The organism is Ruania halotolerans, from assembly GCF_021049285.1.
GTDB lineage: Bacteria > Actinomycetota > Actinomycetes > Actinomycetales > Beutenbergiaceae > Ruania > Ruania halotolerans.
This window is the reverse complement of sequence record NZ_CP088017.1, coordinates 2,006,270-2,020,527: the sequence shown is the minus strand read 5'-3', so window position 1 is coordinate 2,020,527 and position 14,258 is coordinate 2,006,270. Positions and strand designations below refer to the sequence as shown.

At 66.8% G+C, this 14,258-nt stretch carries 11 protein-coding genes and 1 tRNA gene; 7 read left to right on the top strand and 5 right to left on the bottom strand.

The features are described 5' to 3' along the window. The first annotated feature begins 56 nt into the window (after positions 1-56). Positions 57-992, top strand: coding sequence for an alpha/beta fold hydrolase (locus LQF10_RS08865; RefSeq protein ID WP_231067107.1), 936 nt, complete (start codon positions 57-59; stop codon positions 990-992). Positions 993-1,111: 119 nt separating this feature from the next. Here the strand turns inward: LQF10_RS08865 and LQF10_RS08860 are convergent, their stop codons facing one another. Further along, on the bottom strand, positions 1,112-3,673 hold the full coding sequence (locus LQF10_RS08860) for a LamG-like jellyroll fold domain-containing protein (protein WP_231067106.1): 2,562 nt from the start codon (positions 3,671-3,673) through the stop codon (positions 1,112-1,114). Positions 3,674-3,958: 285 nt separating this feature from the next. Here LQF10_RS08860 and LQF10_RS08855 point away from each other — a divergent pair, with 285 nt between their 5' ends. The 4 genes from LQF10_RS08855 to LQF10_RS08840 all read left to right on the top strand — a co-directional run bounded on the left by LQF10_RS08855 (position 3,959) and on the right by LQF10_RS08840 (position 8,677). Continuing rightward, positions 3,959-5,194 (top strand): sensor histidine kinase, encoded by a 1,236-nt coding sequence (locus LQF10_RS08855; protein ID WP_231067105.1) that lies wholly within the window; start codon positions 3,959-3,961, stop codon positions 5,192-5,194. After that, the gene (locus tag LQF10_RS08850; RefSeq protein WP_231067104.1) at positions 5,191-5,868 is read left to right on the top strand and encodes a response regulator; all 678 of its coding nucleotides are present in this window, start codon (positions 5,191-5,193) and stop codon (positions 5,866-5,868) included. The genes LQF10_RS08855 and LQF10_RS08850 overlap by 4 nt, the downstream gene beginning before the upstream one ends. 143 nt (positions 5,869-6,011) lie before the next feature. Next, positions 6,012-6,767, top strand: a complete 756-nt coding sequence (locus LQF10_RS08845; RefSeq protein WP_231067103.1) for an ABC transporter ATP-binding protein — start codon at positions 6,012-6,014, stop codon at positions 6,765-6,767. Next, entirely contained in the window at positions 6,764-8,677 is a 1,914-nt protein-coding gene (locus tag LQF10_RS08840) for an FtsX-like permease family protein (RefSeq protein WP_231067102.1), read from the top strand. Before LQF10_RS08845 ends, LQF10_RS08840 begins: the two co-directional genes overlap by 4 nt. A 150-nt stretch (positions 8,678-8,827) precedes the next feature. Here LQF10_RS08840 and LQF10_RS08835 read toward each other — a convergent pair whose 3' ends face one another. After that, positions 8,828-9,355, bottom strand: coding sequence for a MarR family winged helix-turn-helix transcriptional regulator (locus LQF10_RS08835; RefSeq protein ID WP_231067101.1), 528 nt, complete (start codon positions 9,353-9,355; stop codon positions 8,828-8,830). Positions 9,356-9,467: 112 nt separating this feature from the next. Here LQF10_RS08835 and LQF10_RS08830 point away from each other — a divergent pair, with 112 nt between their 5' ends. Then, positions 9,468-10,406 carry an NADP-dependent oxidoreductase gene (locus LQF10_RS08830; protein WP_231067100.1) on the top strand — a complete coding sequence of 313 codons (939 nt, stop codon included), beginning with the start codon at positions 9,468-9,470 and terminating at the stop codon, positions 10,404-10,406. A gap of 219 nt (positions 10,407-10,625) precedes the next feature. Here the strand turns inward: LQF10_RS08830 and LQF10_RS08825 are convergent, their stop codons facing one another. Continuing rightward, on the bottom strand, positions 10,626-11,534 hold the full coding sequence (locus LQF10_RS08825) for a LysR family transcriptional regulator (protein ID WP_231067099.1): 909 nt from the start codon (positions 11,532-11,534) through the stop codon (positions 10,626-10,628). A gap of 110 nt (positions 11,535-11,644) precedes the next feature. Between LQF10_RS08825 and LQF10_RS08820 the strand changes: the two genes are divergently transcribed. After that, positions 11,645-12,454 (top strand): SDR family NAD(P)-dependent oxidoreductase, encoded by an 810-nt coding sequence (locus tag LQF10_RS08820; RefSeq protein ID WP_231067098.1) that lies wholly within the window; start codon positions 11,645-11,647, stop codon positions 12,452-12,454. A gap of 174 nt (positions 12,455-12,628) precedes the next feature. On the opposite strand, the gene LQF10_RS08815 is transcribed toward LQF10_RS08820, so the two are convergent. Together LQF10_RS08815 and LQF10_RS08810 are read right to left on the bottom strand one after the other, a co-directional pair. Beyond that, a complete protein-coding gene (locus LQF10_RS08815) occupies positions 12,629-13,852 on the bottom strand; it encodes an amidohydrolase (protein WP_231067097.1) in 1,224 nt (407 codons plus the stop codon). A 250-nt stretch (positions 13,853-14,102) separates the two neighbouring features. Further along, a tRNA-Pro gene (locus LQF10_RS08810) sits at positions 14,103-14,176 on the bottom strand. Between the last annotated feature and the right edge of the window lie 82 nt (positions 14,177-14,258).

Below are 14,258 nucleotides of genomic sequence, written 5' to 3'. Positions count from 1 at the left end.
ATCGTCCGTGTAGCATCATCACACACGATCGTTCGTATTGTCTGAATGGAGTGCTGGTGTCTACTCTTTCGACGCTGATCGGCCGAAGCCTTCGGTTCGTCGGTGCCCTCTCGCCCCCGCTGGCCGCGCGACTCGCGCTGCGCGCGTTCTTCACCACCGCTCCTCGGATAGCCGTTCGCGACACCGATGCAGCAACGGACCTCGCCGCACGAGTGCGGCTGCTGCGGGTCAGGGGCCGCCTCCTGACGACGTACGAATGGGGCACCGGGGAGCGCACGGTGCTCCTCCTGCACGGTTGGCGTGGCCGCGCATCGCAGTTTGCTCCATTGATCCGTGAACTCACCTACGAAGGGTTCCGCGTCGTCTCCTTCGACGCACCGGCTCACGGGCGCTCCGTCGGTGGGCGCGCCGATATCCGTGACTGGGTGGCGGCGGCGGAGGCACTGCACGCCCGCTACGGTCAGTTCCGGGCGATCGTCGGGCATTCGCTTGGTGGCCTCGCTGCGCTCACCGTCGCTCGGTCCATAGCGCCGACCGAGTTCGTGGCCGTCGTCTCGGGAGTCGGATCGCCCGATCCCTTCATGAGCGCATTTGCCCGGGATTTCCGGTTGGACGCCCGCACTGCGGGACGGGTGAAGGCGCGATTCCTCGCTCGACTGGGTGAAGACGAGAGGTCAGCGTCGCTGCGATACGACGCGGTGCTGCACCCACTTCCTCCCGGTACAGAACTGCTTGTGGTGCACGATATCGGTGATCGACGGATGCCCGATACGGACGCACGAAGGCTGCACGAGGTACATGCCGAGAGGTCCAGGATGCTGCACACCACGGGCTTCGGACACACGCGCATCCTGACTTCGGACACCTTCCTCGATGCCGTCACGGCCGTGGCAACAGGCGGGCTTGCCGCGCTTGACGACCCCAGCTCCGACGACCGAGCGGAGCTCTCAGGGCTCGAATTGAGCAGTGCCTCCCATGAGCATCACGGGTAGTGGAACAGCAGCGCGCAACCCCATCGATGGACGCATGAGGTCGGCGCGCCACGAACCGTGCCGGACGGCGATGCACAAGACCGTCGCCGCCGCCCGGCACGTCACTGCCCTGAACGCACTCAGCCGCGACGCAGCATGCGCGCCCGTGCCGCGACGAGCAGGCCGGCCGCCAGCAGCACACCGCTCACGACGGCCCACAGTGCGACTGAGGCACCCGTCGTGGGGAGGGCGTCACCTGCGTCCACATCCTCACCGGAAGTATCGCCGTCGGCGTTCCCCAGCCCGTCCGAATCGTCCTGACTCGGCTCCTCCGGGTCGATTGCACCCGGTTCCGTGGGATCGGGGTCGGCCGGGTCGGTCGGCTCGGGCTCTTCCGGAGCCGCGAGAACGAGGGTCACGTTCTGTGGCTCCGAGACGCGGCTACCGAACCCCTGGACGAGGGAGACCGTGGTCTCCTCCTGGGACAACGACCCGGCAGGGATTGCAAGCGACCAGGTGCCGTCCGGTCCAACGGTCGTCTCGAGCGCGGCGGCCATCGCACTGAATCCAGCACTCTCACCGATCGCCGCGGTCACGGTCGCACGAGGCGTGCCAGTTCCTTCGATCGCTGCTTCCTGTGCTGAGCCGTCGATCACCTCCGGCACTGCGGTGACCGCGAAGGTGGAGAGGTCGGGACGCGCCGTCAACCACTCGTCCGAGTTCGTCGGACGATCGATGATGCGCGTCTCCCCCACACACCCGTTCCAGCCGTTCCTGGCTGCATCGTCGGACCAGTCGGCGCCGATCATCCAGGGCATCCCCTCGATGAAGGACTGACCGATCGTGTCCTGTGCGGTGCGCAGCACCGGCGCTCCGTTGACGTACATGGTGGTCTCGGCCGTGTCCGGATCGTTCACGACGACCACATGGTTCCACGTGCCGACCATGATCTCACCCGACCAGTTGGTCTTGTCGCCCTTCGTCGCGTCCTCGCCCACCTCGCTCCACTGGAACTCGCGAAGGTTCGAGATGCCCAATGACGACGGTGAGGCCGTATAGTCCCACCGCGTCACGGGCATACCGGGCAGTTCCGACCGGTTACCGCTGCGCACCAGGAACTTGCTCCAAGCGTTCGCTTCAGCGGTCCATGACTCATCCATCTTCACGAACGTCTCGATCGTGTATCCACCGGAGAGATCAGCGTCGTTCACCGGAGCGTCGGCATCGGTGGCCAAAAAGCTGAACCGGTCGTTCTGCTGGTCGGACTCGGCGAAGCACACCGCCTGCCCGGACGAGGAGTACGGGTAGGTCTGCGCCACGAGCGAGACGTCCTCCTCCATGGCAGTGCTCGATCCTGACTCAGCAATCGGCACGCGGTGCAGGTCGCTGTCACCGGCGACGTCCTCAATGACGGCCCCCTCCTCGAGGGTCCCCTCGGCACCGGTCATCCGCCAATGCGCGAGTGTTCCATCGACCTCGACGTAGTCGTCGACCGATCCGGGCTCCACGTCCTGGCTGCCCGGCACGCCCACGAAGCCATCTGTGATGAGTTCCACGGCGCGCTCACTCAGTGATGGCCACTCCCCCTGGCCTGCCTGGAAGCCCGGAGCGAAGCCGGAGAACCGCTCAGCGAAGTCGATATCGATGGAGAAACGTTGTGCCGCGCCGTCGAGAACCGGCTCGTCGTAGGAGGTCAGCGAGTCCGCAGGCTTGTACACCACCCATGGCGAGACCGTCTCGACATCGATGCGATCGTTCGTCAGATCGAACTCGAACAGGCTCATGTAGCCGTTGCCACCTTCGTAGGCCATCTGGTAATCGATGAGCACCTGGGTGACGGCGTTTCCGGAGTTGTTCGTGCGCTCGGTCACCACCGCGCCGTGATAGTGGCCGTTCATGGTGAGGAAGATCTGGTCGTTGTCGGCGATGAGCCTCTCCCAGAGCCGCTCGCCGTTCTCGCTCGTGAACCCCGTAACGCCGTCGTTGCCGACGCCGATCATGTCGTGCGAGGTCAGGATCACCGGTAGTTCGGGGTGCTCGGCGATGACGCCATTGGCCCATTCGAGCGTCGCATCCGATGCCCGCCATGTGAGGGCCAGCACCATGAACCGCTGCCCCTCCGCCTCAAAGATCTGATACTGGTTCAGGCCCGTGGCATCAGTCTCTCCCTCGGTCGGCTGGCCAGCGATACGCTCCGCGTCAAACCAGTCGAGGTACGGCTCCTGAGCCAGGTCGTACATGTCGTCATAGCGCGCGTCATTCGAATCGAGCACGTCATGGTTGCCTGGTAGGACCGAGTACGGCACACCGCTGTCATCCAGTGTCCGCATCGCCGCATCGGCGGTGACCCACTCGTTCTCCACTCCGACCTGATCGACCAGGTCACCGAGATGGGCGACGAAGGGGATGTTCAGTTCGTCGGCATGTGCGGAGATCCAGGCCGTCTGTACGGCGAAAGGGTCCGTACCGTAGTCGGGCACGAAGTTGGACTGTGCATAACGTGAATAGAACTGCGTGTCCGGAAGCACAGCGAGGGTGAATCTCGAACCGACGTCTTCCACCGCGGTGGCAGGCTGGGATGGGGCGATTGAGCCCACGCCCAGCACAGCGCCCGCCGCGGCCAATGCCGCCGTGGCGATACGTACTGATCTCGTTCTAACCCGCACGAGTGGCCTTTCGATGAGGAGGGATCCGCCGGTCAAAGAGGGATGCGGCCAGCGCACGGCGAAGTTACCGGCGCGTCGTGAACGGATGACGACACCAACGTGAACGTGCCCGATACAGACGACCTAGCGCAGACGGCGGCCCTGACGCCCGCACTCGCTGTCGCGGACATCGGCACGTGAGCACGCGAGCACGCGAGCACGCGGCGTCATCACAGCAGGCGAGTCCGGCCCCGTCGGCCTCCTGCGTGTTCGGTGCGGCGGCGCAGGGCTCTCGCACGACCGATAGGATCCCGGCAGGACACGACCTGGAGGGGATCTGCGATGCATCGGCTCGCTGCGCTGGTGCACCGACAAGACCTGCTCGTTGGCGTGGTGACGTGGCTGGTGGCGATGGTGCTGGTGGTGGCGTTGCCGTCCGTGGCCGCACTCGCGGGTGAGGAGATGCCGGCGACCTCCCTGGTGAACCCGACCCTGTGGTGGTTGATCGGCGGGCTCACGGCCCAGGCAGCCGTCGCCGCCGCAGCGCGATCATTCCCGTTCGGTGCCGTGCTCCTGGTGGCAGCCGTTCCACTGCTCATGGTGTGGCCGGCACACGGCGCGGCGTTCGGACTCACCTCCGTGCCGGTACTCGTCACGGTGTACCGCGCAGCGCTCACCCGCCCACTCACCCGGTTGCGATGGGCGCTCGCCGGAACTGTGGTGATGTTCGCCGTCGCCTATGCCGCCAACGAGATGCTCGCCGCCACCGGGCTCGGCCCGGGTCTGGTCGCCGCAGCTGCACTGGGCCAGTCGATCGTCGTCGTGGGCGCTCCGCTGTTGATCGCGCTGGTGGTCGCCGCACGGCGGGACGCACGCGAAGCCCACCACAAGGAGCTGCGCGCCCTGGCCAGTGAGCGAGACGCGCTGGTGCAGGCCGCGATCGCCGCCCAGCGCACCACGATGGCGCGGGAGTTGCATGACATCGCGGCCCACCACCTCTCCGGAATCGCGCTGATGGCTGCCGCCGTGGACCGGCAGATCGATTCCGATCCGCAGGCGGCGAGGACGTCCGTGCGGCTCATGCGCCAGCAGACCAGTCTCATCCTGGATGACCTGCGCCGGCTCGTCGGACTGCTGCGTGCCGAAGGCAGCGAGGAACGGCCCCTCACCCTGGCCGCGGTGCCGGAACTGGTGGACCAGCTCAGCGCCGATGGCCAGCCGATCCAGGTGAGTATCCTCGGCGCGGACACCTCGAGCCTGGGCGACCGGCTCGGACCCGTCGCACACCTGACCGCCTACCGGATGGTGCAGGAATCCCTGACGAACGCACGGCTGCACGCCCCTGGCGCAGGCCGATCGGTCGAGGTGGACGACCGAGGCGAACACACCGTCGTCATCACGGTGCGCAACGAGCCGGCCCAGTCCGCTGCGGCGCCCGGCCGCGGCGGTTTCGGACTACGCGGTATGCAGGAACGCGCCGACCTCATCGGTGCCGAGTTGAGTTACGGTCCGGTGGTGGACGGCGGTTGGCAGGTGCGGCTGGAGATCCCGCGGACCAGCGAGCGGGAGGCGACATGATCCGCGTGCTGATCGCCGATGATCATGCCCTGGCCCGAGCCGGGCTCACAGCGCTGCTGGAGTCCGAGCCGGAGATTGAGGTTGTGGCCACCGCCACCGACGGCATCGAGGCGGTCGAGCAGGCGAGGGCACTGCGCCCCGACGTGGTCTGCCTGGACGTGCGGATGCCCGGCCGAGACGGCATCAGTGCCGCGCGCGAACTGTGCGGGGCCGGCGTCGCCGCTCCGGTACCGGTGCTCGTTCTGACCACCTTCGACCTGGATGACTACGTGTTCGGGGCGCTGGAGGCGGGAGTTTCCGGTTTCCTGCTCAAGGACTCCGAACCGGAGACCATCGTGCGAGCGGTGCGCCAGGTGGCTGCGGGCTTGGGCACCATCGATCAGACGCTCACCCGCCGAGTGCTGCATGAGTTCGCCCAGCGCCGCTCCCTCCAGCCGGTCACTGCCCAGCGCGGCGCCGAACTGCTCACCAGCCGCGAACGCGACATCCTGCTGCTCCTTGCTGAGGGCATGTCGAACGAGGAGATCGCCCGCTCGCTGGTGGTCGAGGTGACAACGGTGAAGTCGCACCTGGCTCGGATGCTGCCCAAGATCGGCGTGCGCTCGCGCCTGCAGGCCGTGGTGTGGGCCTATCAGAACCACATCGTCACGGTGCCGCCCACCGGTGAGGACTGAGCCTGCGGGATGAGGCCGGGAGCAGTCCTTGCTTCGAACGATGCAAGCTGGTGAGTTGCATCGCCGGCCGCTAGAGCCCCGCAGCGCCAATCCCTAACGTCGAAGTCAGGCGGAAATCCCGTCCGCGACGAAGGGACCCTCCCATGAATATCGCCCTATCGGCACCCACCGGACTAGACACCGCGGTCCGGCTCGTGCAGGTGCGCAAGAGTTACCCGAATGGGCCTGGCACCATCGAGGCGCTGCGGTCGGTCTCACTGGCGCTCATTCCCGGTTCGAGCACGGCGGTGATGGGCCCGTCCGGTTCGGGAAAGTCCACCTTTCTCAACTGCGCTGCCGGCCTCGACGCGCCGACCAGCGGCCAGGTCTTCATCGGGGACACCGACCTGACCACCCTGTCACCGGATCAGGTGACGCGGCTGCGCCGGTCGCAGATCGGCTTCGTCTTCCAGTCTTACAACCTGATCGAGCATCTGAGCGTCGCCGAGAACGTTCAGCTGCCGCTGCTACTGGACGGTCGTCGCGCAGACCCGCAGTGGCAGCAGTTCCTGCTCACTGCCGTGGGACTGGACGGGATCGCCGAGCGCCTGCCGAGCGAGCTGTCCGGGGGGCAGCGGCAGCGGGTTGCGATCGCCCGGGCGCTGATCGCCCGGCCCACGGTGGTCTTCGCCGACGAACCGACGGGGGCACTGGATGCCCGTACCGGTGCCGAAGTACTGGAGGTGCTGCGCACCACCGCCCGCCGGCTCAATCAGACCCTGGTGCTGGTCACCCATGACGCTCAGGTCGCCTCGACGGCGGACGAGGTGCTGTTCCTGGCCGATGGAAGTTTCGTCTCGCACCTGATGGCACCCACCGCGGGTCAGATCCGCGCGCGACTCGAGGAGCTGTCCCGATGAGCGCCGCCTGGACGCTTGCCCGTTCGGCGGTGCGCGGGCACCGCTCCAGTCTCGCCGGCACTTTCGCCATCGTCCTGGTGGCCGCCATGCTGCTCACGGCCACCGGCGCATGGATCGAAGCGGGCATCGGCGCCTCCCGCGACGGCGCCGAACAGGCAGGCTTCCTCACCACGATCGCCAGTTCGTTCGCAGGTACCGCTGTCCTGATCGTCATCCTGGTCGTGTCCACCACGTTCGCGGCTGCGCTGCGGCAGCGGGCACGGGAGTTCGCCCTGTTGCGCACCCTGGGCGCGACCCCGCGACAGGTCCGCCGCCAAACCAGCGCCGAGACCCTGCTGGTGTTCGCCGTGGCGGCACCGTTGGGCATCATCCCCGGTGTGCTGGCAGCCCGGCTGATCACGCCGCTGCTGGTGCAAGGTGGCGTGGTGCCGGAAGGCATCACCGTCGGGATTCCCACTGGGTCGATTCTCGCCGTGCTGGTGATCCTGGTCCCCACCGGGCTGCTCGCCGCCCGCCTGGCCTCGCGTCAGCTCCTGCGGGCCAGCCCGGTTCAGGCGCTGGGCAGCTCTGGCCATGAGTCGTCAGCTTTGAGCCGGCCCCGGCGCATCGCCGCCATGTCCACCGCCGCGGCAGGAATCCTCACCGCCGCAACGCCGTTCGTGGTACCCGGCACCCTCGGCAGCGCGGCCGGAGCCTCCTCGGCGCTGCTTCTGATCACGGCCGCGGCGTGCGGTGGCCCGTTGATCATCCACCGGATCACCCAGTGGGCGGCTTGGGTCATCCGCCCCACGGGTCGTCCGGCACTGATCCTGGCGGTTGCCAACGCTCGGGGCTTCTCGCGGCGGCTGACGACGGCGATCGTTCCGTTGGCTTTGCTCCTCGCCCTGGGCACCGTGCAGGCGGGCCTGAACTCCGCGTTGCTCACGACGGCGGAGGTTCAACTGCGTGAGGGTGTGCGGGCCGATCTCGTGGTGAGGTCTGAGGCCGGTCTGAGCCAGGCCGAGGTGGACCGCCTCGCCGCCATCCCGGGGGTCAGCGGGCTCACCGCAACGTCCACCTTCGGTGCCGAGGTCAGGATCGATCAAGACGACGAGCTCGATGCACTCGCCGCGTTGCTGTGGGAGCCGACCATGATCCGCAGCCTCGACAGTCCCGGCAGCACCGACCTCCTCGATCCCCAGGTGAGTGCGGGCACGCTTACCGAGCTGGGCGAGCCGGGCACGATCGCCGTCAGCAGGGACGTGCTCATTGGCTCGGGTAATGGGATCGGCGGAACTGTCGATCTGCGCCGGTCCGGACATGAGGAGCAGCCACTGACCATCGTGGCGGTCTACGACCGTGGTCTCGGCTTCGGGGACTATCTGATCGCGGGGTCGACCGCAGCGCAGATCGGCGCGGCCTCGCCGGCCGCGACAGCGTTGATTGGGCTGGGCACTGGCGCCGAGCCGGGCGTGCGGACCAAGATCGCAGCCCTGGGCCTGCAGGCGGTGACTCCGGCCCAGTTCGCCGCCGAGTCGACGGCTGTGGGGGCCGGGTCCCAGCGGCTCTCGGCGACTCTGTCACTGGTGCTGCTCATATTCGTGGCACTTGCAGCCCTGAACACATTGGCCATGCTGACTGGCGCCCGGCGTCCAGAGTTCCAGCTGTTGCGCAGGGTCGGCGCCACCCGCGTCCAGGTGCTCGCGATGGCTGGTGCCGAGGCGGTGTTCGTTGCGGCGGCGGCGATTGCGATCGGCACGGTCGCTGCGATCCCTGCGTTGGCCGGAGCCGGGGTCGGCCTCCTCGGCAACCCGGCCTCTGCAGTCGACCTTGCCGCCTACGGCGGGCTCGCCGTCGCGGTGGCAGCGATCGCGATGGGATCCATCCTCGCGGTCGCCTGGCGCGTCAGCCACGTGCGCACTGGTGCTTGACCGCGGCACCAACGACCCGGCCCAGCAACGCAGTGGCGGCGAACCCATAGCCGTGGGTTCGCCGGATCGTCACCGCCCCACTGACTGAGGACCTGACACCACGCCAGATACGCGGCGCTATTCGCGCCCCGACCTCCGCCAGGGGATGTGTCAGTTCTGCGGAGCTTGGTCAGCGTCGGCCGTCTTCTTGCGCCGTCGTGATGTCGCCGACCTTGGCGGCGTCCGACGCATGTGATCTCGCGCGCGAGTGAGGACGTTGGCCAATGTCTCGATGTCGGAGCGGGACAGCGCGGCGAACAGCAGGTCGTTGAGGAGATCCACGTGCCCCGGGAAGACCTGCGCGAGAACGGCACGCCCTTCCTCGGTGATCGTGACGGTCGTGCTGCGCTCGTCATCGCAGGACGGTGTCCGGGTCACCAGTCCCCGCTTCTCCAACGTCTGAGCTTGATAGGTCAGCCCACTGCGGCTGTACACGACGCCGTCCGCCAGATCGGTCATCCGGCGGCTGCCTTCCGGGGAGTCGCCGAGCGTGGCGAGGAGCTGGAACTGCACGTAGCTGAGATCCCCTGCCTCGCGCAACTGCTGCTCGACAGCATGCTTCAGCAGACTGCTCGCCTCGATGAGGGCGAAGTACGCACCGAGCTGTGTGGCATCCAGAGAGGTGGGCGAAGAGGTCATGGCGCGAGTCTACCAATCGTTCCAATTCGAAGCACTTGCTTCCAGTTCGAAGCACTGCTAGTGTCGCTCATATTGCTTCAACTTCGAAGCACATCACCGAGAGGAAACCATCATGAAGGCAGTACGGTTCCACGAAGCAGGCGGCCCAGAAGTTCTGCGCTACGAGGACGTCGACCAGCCGACCCCCCGTGCGGGAGAGGTGCGCATCCGGGTCGCCGGGTCGGCATACAACCCGGCCGACGGCGGAATGCGCGGCGGGTTCCTGCCGATCCCGATCACGCTGCCGCACGTTCCCGGCTACGACGTCTCCGGCACGATCGACGCTCTGGGCGAAGGAGTACAAGGCCTCACCGTGGGCGAGAGCGTGGTCGGATTCATCCCCATGGATGCCGACGGCTCGGCAGCGCAGTACGTCGTCGCCCCGGCGAACGTACTGGTGAAGGCGCCCACTCGGATCCCATTACCGGATGCTGCCGGGTTGCCGTCGGTGGGGCTCACTGCCTCACAGGCGCTGTTCGAGGCTGGTGACCTCAAGGCCGGCCAGCGATTGCTGATCAACGGCGCCGGCGGCCCGGTCGGCGGATACGCCGTGCAACTGGCCAAGCGCGCCGGTGCCTACGTGATCGCGACAGCTAGCCCGCGTAGCAGGGAGATCGTCAAGGCGGCCGGTGCGGACGAGATCATCGACCACACAGCGACCTCCGTGCTCGACGCGGTGACCGAGCCTGTCGATGTACTGCTCAACCTGGCCCCGATCACGCCCGACGGGTTCGCCGCCCTGGTCGCACGGGTCCGCGATGGCGGCGTCGTCGTGTCCACGACGCCGACTGTGACGACGCCCGGCGACGAAGAGCGGAACGTGCGCGCGGCCACGATCTTCGTCCACCCCGACGCAGACGTGCTCACGAACCTCGTCGCCCTCGTCGACAGCGGCGACCTCCACGTCGAGATCGCCCAGCGGGTACCGCTGAGCGAGCTGCCCGCCATCCACGAACAGGCCGACGCGGGAGAGGTCCACGGCAAGGTCGTGGCCGTCCCGCCCGCCGTTTGACGTTCGGCGAGCACCACAGCCTGCGCCGTCGGCAGTGGCCCGCCCACCAACAACGAAACCCCTGAACCCACAACCGTGGTTTTTTCAGGGGTTTCCGATGTCACCACCGTGTCTCACGACATCGGGGACATCTCGGAGCGATCGCCTCCACCATCGTGGCCAAGACCGTCGCCCAGGCCGTCCACGGCAGGGATACCGAACTACACCGCCGAGGCATCATCACTGTGAGCCGATCTTCTTGGCTTCGAGATGGAGGGCTTCTTGCACCGCTTGCGAGGCGGTGGAGAGTTCACCTACCCAGGCCAGGCGCATTTCGCGTTGATGGGCACGAGAGTCCTGCACCGGGATGGTGATGACCCCGGCCGGGACCGCCGCTGCGGCCAGGGCCGGGATCGTCGTGATGCCGATTCCCGCTGCGACGAACCCGAGACGAGATGTCCAGTCGGCGGTCTTGAGGGCGACGGTGGGGTTGGCGATGGTCGGCCACGCGCCGAACTGGGGATGGCCTTGGGCCCCGTGACCCCCGATCCATATCTCGTTCACGAGTTCGCTGACCGGGACGACCTCAAGGCTGCTGAACCGATGTCCTTCTGGGACGGCGACCCGCAAGCGGCCGCCGGTCAGCGGCTCGGTGCTCACTCCCTCCAGGTCGTAATCGGGCAGGCCCTCACCGACCGCGATGATCGCCAGGTTGAGCCGGCCGGCGCGGAGACGGCGCATCTGGGCCGGTGTTCCGGCCTCCGTGAATTCGACGCTGATCTGAGGGTGCTCGCGGGCGATCCTTCCGATCGTTCGCGGCACGAGGCAGACGGCCGTGGTGGGAAATCCCCCGAGCGCCACAGTGCCCGTGAGTGCGTTGCCGAGGTCGCGGACCGCACGCTGCGCGGCATCCAACTGGTCGAGCGCGGAGGTGCCGCGCGACGCCAGGATCGCACCCGCCTGGGTCATCCGCACTCCTCGCGCACCGCGCTCGCACAGAAGCGCCCCCACCGCCCCTTCCAGGGCTCTGATCTGCTTCGACACCGCCGATTGCGTGTAGCCCAGGGCATCGGCCGCGGCGGTGAACGATCCGGTCTCGGCCACTGATCGCAGCACGCGCAGTGCCAGCGTGCTCGTCTCAAAGGTCACGTCACGACCCTAGAGCAGGTAGTCCAATGCGGCATATTTGTCATGCCAAACATTCGCTGGTGGATTGTTTCAATGCGGTCGACGATGGACCAGTGAACGAAGGAGAGAACATGAAGACATGGTTCATCACAGGCACGTCTACCGGCTTTGGCCGCCACTGGAGCGAGGCGGCCCTGGAGCGGGGAGACCGGGTCGTCGCGACTGCACGATCGCTCGACGCGATCGCTGACTACGCCGAGCGATTCGGCGACGCGGTACTGCCGCTGCAACTGGACGTCACCGATCGGGACGGGGTCTTCCACGCGATCGAACAGGCCCGGGCACGATTCGGCGTCCTCGACGTCGTCGTGAACAACGCGGGATACGGCCACTTCGGCATGGTCGAGGAGTTGACCGAGCGCGAGCTGCGAGAGCAGATGGAGACCAACTTCTTCGGCGCAGTCTGGGTCACCCAGGCCGTGCTTCCCATCTTCCGCAATCAAGGGCGTGGACACCTGATCCAGGTCACCAGCGAGGGTGGCGTCCGCACATTCCCGGGCATCGGCGCCTACCACGCCTCCAAATGGGCACTCGAGGGACTCGCTGAGACGCTCTGGCAGGAGGTGGAGCGGTTCGGCATCCACGTCACCAACCTGGAACCCGGCCCGTACCAGACCGATTGGCTCGACCGCGGCTCGCGGCACAGTGCTCCGATTGCGGAGTACGACGCCATTCGCGCCAGCGGGAGCTGGGACGTCGGAGACGCCAGGGCGACGCGTGCTGCGATCCTGGAACTAGTCGATGCACCCAAGCCGCCCCACCGCCTCTTCTTCGGCAAGTCATTCCCCGCCGTCGAGGCGATCTACCACGACCGCCTCGACACGTGGCGAGACTGGCAGGACCTCTCGCTCCGTTCTTTTGGTAGCCATACCGAGGCGTAGCTAAATCTCGGTAGACCCCTGGCAGTGCACCGACGGGAGCGCGATGAGGGCGAGCGCGATAGGCACGAAGGTTCCCAGCAACGCACGCCCGACCAGCCGCCGGACCGGCTTCTCCTTCAGCACGCGGGTGTTGCGGACCCGATGCTGTGTGCTGACACATCAGAGACCTGTTGGTTAGTGCGTTGTCAGGAAAGTGTGCGCGCCGAGTACGAGTGCCTCAGTTCCCCGTTCGATCGTGGGGCGCAGAACAGGTGCGAAATACGGCGAGTGGTTGCTGGGGATGTCCTGCTCGAAACGGCCCACGGCCCGGGCAGCCATCACGGTGTCCGGGTCTGCGCCGCCGATGATCCAGAACACGAGTGGCGCGTCTGCTGCTGCGGCCAGCTGGCCAACATCTTCGCTGCCGGAGACCGTGCCGTAGTCGATGATTGCGCTCCCCCACTCGTCAGTGAATCGCTCCCGCAACCGCTCAGTGTGCTCATCGGAGTTCACGGTGGCGGGGGCGCTCATGTTGACGGTGATCGTGGGCGGCGTCGTCATGCCGCTGGCTGTGGATTCGCCCTCGACGATCCTGCGCACCGAACCGAGCACGCGGTCGCGGATTTCGGGGTCGATGGTGCGGATGCTGATGTCCAGTGTTGCGTCATCCGGGATGATGTTGGACTTGCTGCCCGCGTGCAACCGGCCGACGGTGAGGACAGCAAGTTTCCCGGGAGTGACCTCGCGGGAAACGATCGATTGAAGACGCATGACTGTCGTCGCTGCTGCGAGTACTGGGTCGATCGTGGTTTCCGGGCGGGAACCGTGACCACCCTGGCCGTGCAGAACAACGGTGACATCGTCGACGCCGGCCATTGCCGCACCGGAGGTCAGCGAGATCACCCCTGCAGGGAACGGGGCCACATGCTGGCCGAGCACAATCGAAGGCCGAGGCACCCGATCGAGGAGACCGTCAGCGATCATGGCGTTCGCGCCGGTCATGGTTTCCTCCGCAGGCTGGAAGATCGCCACGACCGTGCCGGACCATTCCGTCCGATCCCGCGCGAGACGCTCCATGGCACCGATCAGCCAGGTGACGTGCATGTCATGACCACAGGCGTGCATGAGCGGGGTCTCGAAACCCTCAGGACCGACGGCTGAGGCTGCGCTTGCATAGTCCAGACCGGTCTTCTCCTCCACCGGCAGAGCATCCATGTCGGCTCGAAGCCACACGACCGGGCCTGCGCCGTTCTCCAGCACCGCGGCAACTCCGGTGCCCCCAATGCCCTCAGTGACAGTCAGACCCAGCTGACGCATCCGCTTGGAGGCGATAGCGGCGGTCCGATGCTCCTGGAAGCCCAACTCGGGATGCGCGTGCAGATCCTTGTAGAGGTCCTCGAGAGTCATCGTCTCTGACATGCAGCAAAGCTAGCACCGAGGACTTTCGTGCATCCCGTCGCACCGGACGCGAATGGACGACCGTGTACGCGCGTCGGCGACGAGAGGTCTCATGACGCCGCCACCGGCGAAATCCTGCGCGAACTCGCCCTCGATCCCACCAAGCGCTACCAACCCACCGGGCGACCCCCAGGACCGTCCCCACAAAGAACTAGCCCGAACCCACAATCCGTGGGTTCGGGCTATTCCGATGTCCTGCGACATCACAGTGTCGGGCTGACAGGATTTGAACCTGCGACCCCTTGACCCCCAGTCAAGTGCGCTACCAAGCTGCGCCACAGCCCGTCCGGTCCGCCGTAACGAACCGGGTTGAGACTACCGCAGCCGAGGCTGATCATTCCAATTGAGGTCCCCGCTGCTTCCGCGT

Excerpts from the sequence above, each read along its gene's own strand:
- LQF10_RS08835 (WP_231067101.1), bottom strand. The coding sequence starts at position 9,355 with ATGACCTCTTCGCCCACCTCTCTGGATGCCACACAGCTCGGTGCGTAC.
- LQF10_RS08850 (WP_231067104.1), top strand. The coding sequence starts at position 5,191 with ATGATCCGCGTGCTGATCGCCGATGATCATGCCCTGGCCCGAGCCGGG.
- LQF10_RS08820 (WP_231067098.1), top strand. The coding sequence starts at position 11,645 with ATGAAGACATGGTTCATCACAGGCACGTCTACCGGCTTTGGCCGCCAC.
- LQF10_RS08815 (WP_231067097.1), bottom strand. The coding sequence starts at position 13,852 with ATGTCAGAGACGATGACTCTCGAGGACCTCTACAAGGATCTGCACGCG.
- LQF10_RS08830 (WP_231067100.1), top strand. The coding sequence starts at position 9,468 with ATGAAGGCAGTACGGTTCCACGAAGCAGGCGGCCCAGAAGTTCTGCGC.
- LQF10_RS08845 (WP_231067103.1), top strand. The coding sequence starts at position 6,012 with ATGAATATCGCCCTATCGGCACCCACCGGACTAGACACCGCGGTCCGG.
- LQF10_RS08855 (WP_231067105.1), top strand. The coding sequence starts at position 3,959 with ATGCATCGGCTCGCTGCGCTGGTGCACCGACAAGACCTGCTCGTTGGC.
- LQF10_RS08840 (WP_231067102.1), top strand. The coding sequence starts at position 6,764 with ATGAGCGCCGCCTGGACGCTTGCCCGTTCGGCGGTGCGCGGGCACCGC.